Source organism: Pseudomonas sp. PS02302 (assembly GCF_029959585.1).
Taxonomy (GTDB): Bacteria; Pseudomonadota; Gammaproteobacteria; order Pseudomonadales; family Pseudomonadaceae; genus Chryseomonas; species Chryseomonas aestiva.
The window spans coordinates 1-4,326 of sequence record NZ_JASCON010000144.1; the positions used below are offsets into that span (position 1 = coordinate 1).

Annotated in this window: 4 protein-coding genes; all 4 read right to left on the reverse strand. The window is 66.3% G+C overall.

Annotated features, from left to right (window positions below; all coding sequences use genetic code 11):
• Positions 1–147: 147 nt before the first annotated feature.
• Positions 148–456 (reverse strand): chaperone modulator CbpM, encoded by a 309-nt coding sequence (locus tag QMX82_RS25320; RefSeq protein WP_158891296.1) that lies wholly within the window; start codon positions 454–456, stop codon positions 148–150.
• Entirely contained in the window at positions 456–1,400 is a 945-nt protein-coding gene (gene cbpA / locus QMX82_RS25325) for a curved DNA-binding protein (RefSeq protein WP_282288700.1), read from the reverse strand. Before cbpA ends, QMX82_RS25320 begins: the two co-directional genes overlap by 1 nt.
• Positions 1,401–1,626: 226 nt before the next feature.
• A complete protein-coding gene (locus QMX82_RS25330; protein ID WP_158891300.1) occupies positions 1,627–2,634 on the reverse strand; it encodes a transporter in 1,008 nt (335 codons plus the stop codon).
• 115 nt (positions 2,635–2,749) lie between these two features.
• Positions 2,750–4,252, reverse strand: a complete 1,503-nt coding sequence (lysS, locus tag QMX82_RS25335; protein WP_282288703.1) for a lysine--tRNA ligase — start codon at positions 4,250–4,252, stop codon at positions 2,750–2,752.
• Between the last annotated feature and the right edge of the window lie 74 nt (positions 4,253–4,326).

Sequence of the window (4,326 nt, forward strand, 5' to 3'; positions counted from 1 at the left end):
AGCTTCCCTCACCCCTGCCCTCTCCCGGAGGGAGAGGGGGCGCTCGTGCAGGTTGGGCTGAGCGCAGCGAAGCCCAACATGGCCAGGTTCAACCAGGGACCGCTGGGCTTCGACGATGGAGCCGCCTCCACCAGCCTACGCGGCCGGTCAGACGTCGCGCAGCTCGCCGGCGAAGCGCTCCAGGCGCCGCCGCAGGCGCTGGTTCTCGCGGCGCAGCTCTTCCACCTCGTCCAGCAGGTGCAGGGCCAGGGCCGTCGCGGACCAGTCCAGGTCCAGTTCGTGGCGCAGGCGCACGGCGCGACGGGCGCGGTGCAGAGCGCCGGTATCGAAGTGCCACTCGGACGGGCGCTTGCCCCGCTGTGGCGCCAGGATGCCGTGCTCGACGATCTCCACCACCACCGGCTCGCTTACCTCGCAGAGCACGCAGAATTCCTGCAGGACGATCAGACTGCTCATCAGACTCTCCTCCAGTCGCGGCGGGGATCGAAGGCCGCCCGCTCGGCCAGTTGGCGCCACAGCGCCTGAGTTTCTTCATCACCTCGAGGCGGCATCACCATCTTGAGCACGGCATGCAGATCGCCCTGCCCGGCCTTGCCGGCCAGGCCCTTGCCGCGCACCCGCAACCGCGCACCATTCTGGCTGCCGGGCGGGATACTGAGCATGATCTGCCCATCCAGCGTCGGCACCTGCACCTTGGCGCCCAACGCGGCTTCCCAGGGGGCGAGCGGTACGCTGACCACCAGATCCTGGCCGTCCACGTCGAACAGCGGGTGGGGCACCAGGCGGATGACCAGATAGAGATCTCCCGCCTCGGCACCGCCGAGCCCCGGCTCGCCCTGACCTTTCAGGCGGATGCGTTCACCATCGCCGCTGCCGGCGGGAATCTTGACGTTGAGCGTCTTGGTGCTCTCGCCCACGCGGCGACCCAGTTCATCCCGCTGCGGCAGGCTGAAACTCAGCGGCTTGGTGCTACCGGCCTGGCTTTCTTCGAGAAACAGCGGCAATTCCAGTTCGATGTCACGGCCCCGGCGGGCGAAGCCGCCGTGCGGGGAACGCCCGGCCGCACCGAACAGGGACTCGAAAAAGTCGGAATAGTCCTCGCCGAAACCGGCCTGGGGATCGCTGTAGTCGGCGCCGGAGCCCGGTTGCCAGTCCGGCGGCACCTGGAAGCGCTCGCCCTGCTGCTGGTAGAGCCGTACCTGGTCGTATTCCGCCCGCTTGTGCGGATCGCGCAGGACGTCATAGGCCTCGGCCACCTCCTTGAAGCGGGCCTCGGCCTCGACCTCCTTGCTCACGTCAGGGTGGTACTTGCGCGCCAGCTTGCGATAGGCGGTCTTGAGGGTCTTGTCGTCGACGTCGGGGGCGACGCCGAGCACCTCGTAGTAGTCCTTGAAGTCCATCGTGGTCTCCAGTGGAGGCTGCCTAGTGTGGTGCTTCAGAGATTCGCGCAAGAGTTGGCGAGTGATTTTTCCTCTTGGGCTCGGCGCCGCGACGAGTCATAGCAGGGCTATGGCGAGGAGTGGCAACGACGTCCAGGAGCAAAAAGCGCCGCCAAAATTGTGCAGTCAGCTTCTGAAGCACCGCACTAAAGACCGCGACGCACGCCCGGGGGTTGCACGCAGCCGGTCAGTCACCGCGCTTGCGAAAGGCCAGGCTGCCGGCCAGCACTGTGAAGGTTGCCACCAGCGCCACCAGGATCCAGAAACCGTGGGGCGAGTCGGAGAGCGGGATGCCGCCGACGTTCATGCCGAAAAAGCCGGCGATGATGTTGATCGGCAGGGCCAGCACCGTGACCAGGGTCAGGGTGAACAGGGTGCGATTGGTCTGCTCGGCGGAGGCGGCGGCGATCTCTTCCTGCAGCAGCTTGAGCCGCTCCACCAGGGCGGCGAGGTCGTCCAGCACCCGGTCGAATTCCTCGGTCGCCTCGCGCAGGGTCTGGATGTCGTCGCGCCGCAGCCAGGCCGGTGGCCGGTTGAGCAGCCGCAGCAAGGAGCCCGGCTCCAGGGCCAGCAGCCGCTGTAGCCGCACCAGGGCGCGTCTCAGGCCGCCGAGTTCGGCGCGACTGGCGGAGAGCCGCTGGGACAGCAGGCGATCCTCGATGGCATCCACCTTGACCGTGGTGTCGCGGATGATGCCGGTGAGCACGTCGGCCTGGTCGCGCAGGAGGTGCACCAGCAGCTCCAGGGTAGAGCCGAAGCCCTCGCCACGACGCACCGCATGGCGCAGGCGATCCACCGAGCGCAGTGGCTGGGCGCGGGCGGTCACCAGCAGTCCCGGGCGGGCGCAAGCCCAGAGGGTGGCGACGTCCACCGAGACCTGGCCGTAGGCGAGGGTCACGTCGTTCACCACCCCGAGCAGGGTGTCGTCGGCCGGTTCCAGCCGGGTCGAATGGGAACCCGCGTGCAGGGATTCGAAGAATTCCTCGGGCAACCCCAGGTGCTCGCGCATCCAGCGCTCGGCGGCGGCGTGAGCCAGGTTGAAGTGCAGCCAGCGAAAACCGCCTTCTTCCGCCTCCCAGGGATCTTCCGGCGCCATGGTCAGGGCGCGGCCCGGCTGGCCCGAGGTGAAATGATAGGCGTAGAGCAGCCCCAGCCGTTCGGCGGCCGGATGCAAGGGGATCAACGTATTGGTCATGGCTACCTGCGGAGAAACGCGACACCAGGGCTCTGTTAGCAGGTCCGGATGAACCTTTGATGACAGAGCCCCGGTCGGCAGGAGTCGGAGCGACGCCCCGAACGGGGCGCCACTCTTATTGCGGACGCATGTGCGGGAAGAGGATGACGTCGCGGATCGACGGCGAATTGGTCAGCAGCATCACCAGGCGGTCGATGCCGATGCCTTCGCCGGCGGTGGGCGGCATGCCGTATTCCAGGGCGTTGATGAAGTCGGCGTCGTAGTGCATGGCCTCGTCGTCACCGGCGTCCTTTTCCTGGACCTGCAGCATGAAGCGCTCGGCCTGGTCTTCGGCGTCGTTGAGCTCCGAGTAGGCATTGGCGATCTCGCGGCCGCCGATGAACAGCTCGAAGCGGTCGGTGACGCTGGGGTTGTCGTCGTTGCGACGCGCCAGCGGCGAGACCTCGAAGGGGTACTCGGTGATGAAGTGCGGCTGCTCCAGCTTGCTCTCCACCAGTTCCTCGAAAATCATCACCTGCAGCTTGCCCAGGCCTTCGTGACCCAGCACCTTGGCGCCGGCCCGCTTGGCGATGGCGCGGGCCTTCTCGACGTCCTGCAGGTCTGCCGCGGTGATGTCCGGGTTGTACTTGAGGATGGAGTCGTACACCGACAGGCGCACGAAGGGCTCGCCGAAGTGGAAGACCTTGTCGCCATAGGGCACGTCGGTGCTGCCGAGCACGGCCATGGCCAGTTCGCGGAACAGTTCCTCGGTGAGGTCCATGTTGTCGTGGTAGTCGGCGTAGGCCTGGTAGAACTCGAGCATGGTGAACTCGGGGTTGTGCCGGGTCGAGACGCCTTCGTTACGGAAGTTGCGGTTGATCTCGAAGACCTTCTCGAAGCCGCCGACCACCAGGCGCTTGAGGTACAGCTCCGGCGCGATGCGCAGGAACATGGCCAGGTCCAGGGCGTTGTGGTGGGTCTCGAAGGGCTTGGCCGCCGCGCCGCCGGGAATGGTCTGCAGCATGGGAGTTTCCACTTCGAGGAAACCCCGCTCCATGAGGAAGCGGCGGATGTGGGCGATGACCTGGGAGCGTACGCGGAAGGTCTGGCGCACCTCTTCGTTGACGATCAGGTCGACATAGCGCTGGCGATAGCGCAGCTCGGTGTCGGTCAGGCCGTGGTGCTTGTCGGGCAGCGGGCGCAGCGACTTGGTCAGCAGGCGCACATCGCCCATGTTGACGTAGAGATCGCCCTTGCCGGAGCGGGCCAGGGTACCTTCGGTGGCGATGATGTCGCCCAGGTCCCAGCTCTTGACCGCTTCCAGGGTTGCCGCCGGCAGGGTCTTGCGGTCGACGTAGACCTGGATGCGACCGCTGGTGTCCTGCAGCACCATGAAGGCGCCACGGTTGAGCATGATGCGCCCGGCCACCTTGACCTTGATGCCTGCGGCTTCCAGCTCTTCCTTGGTCTTGTCGGCGTACTGCTGCTGCAGGTCACCGGCCAAGCTGTCGCGGCGGAAATCGTTGGGGAAGGGAATGGCCTGCTGGTCGCGCAGCGCGGAAAGCTTTTCCTTGCGCTGGGCGATCAGCTTGTTGTCTTCCTGTTCCTGGGCTTGGGGATCTAGGGGTTGTTCGCTCATGTCTGCTGTTTACCTGGGGTGCTGTCCGTAGGAGCGGCCCATGGCCGCGATAGAGCTCTATCGCGGCTATGGGC

Excerpts from the sequence above, each read along its gene's own strand:
- QMX82_RS25320 (WP_158891296.1), bottom strand. The coding sequence starts at position 456 with ATGAGCAGTCTGATCGTCCTGCAGGAATTCTGCGTGCTCTGCGAGGTA.
- cbpA (WP_282288700.1), bottom strand. The coding sequence starts at position 1,400 with ATGGACTTCAAGGACTACTACGAGGTGCTCGGCGTCGCCCCCGACGTC.
- QMX82_RS25330 (WP_158891300.1), bottom strand. The coding sequence starts at position 2,634 with ATGACCAATACGTTGATCCCCTTGCATCCGGCCGCCGAACGGCTGGGG.
- lysS (WP_282288703.1), bottom strand. The coding sequence starts at position 4,252 with ATGAGCGAACAACCCCTAGATCCCCAAGCCCAGGAACAGGAAGACAAC.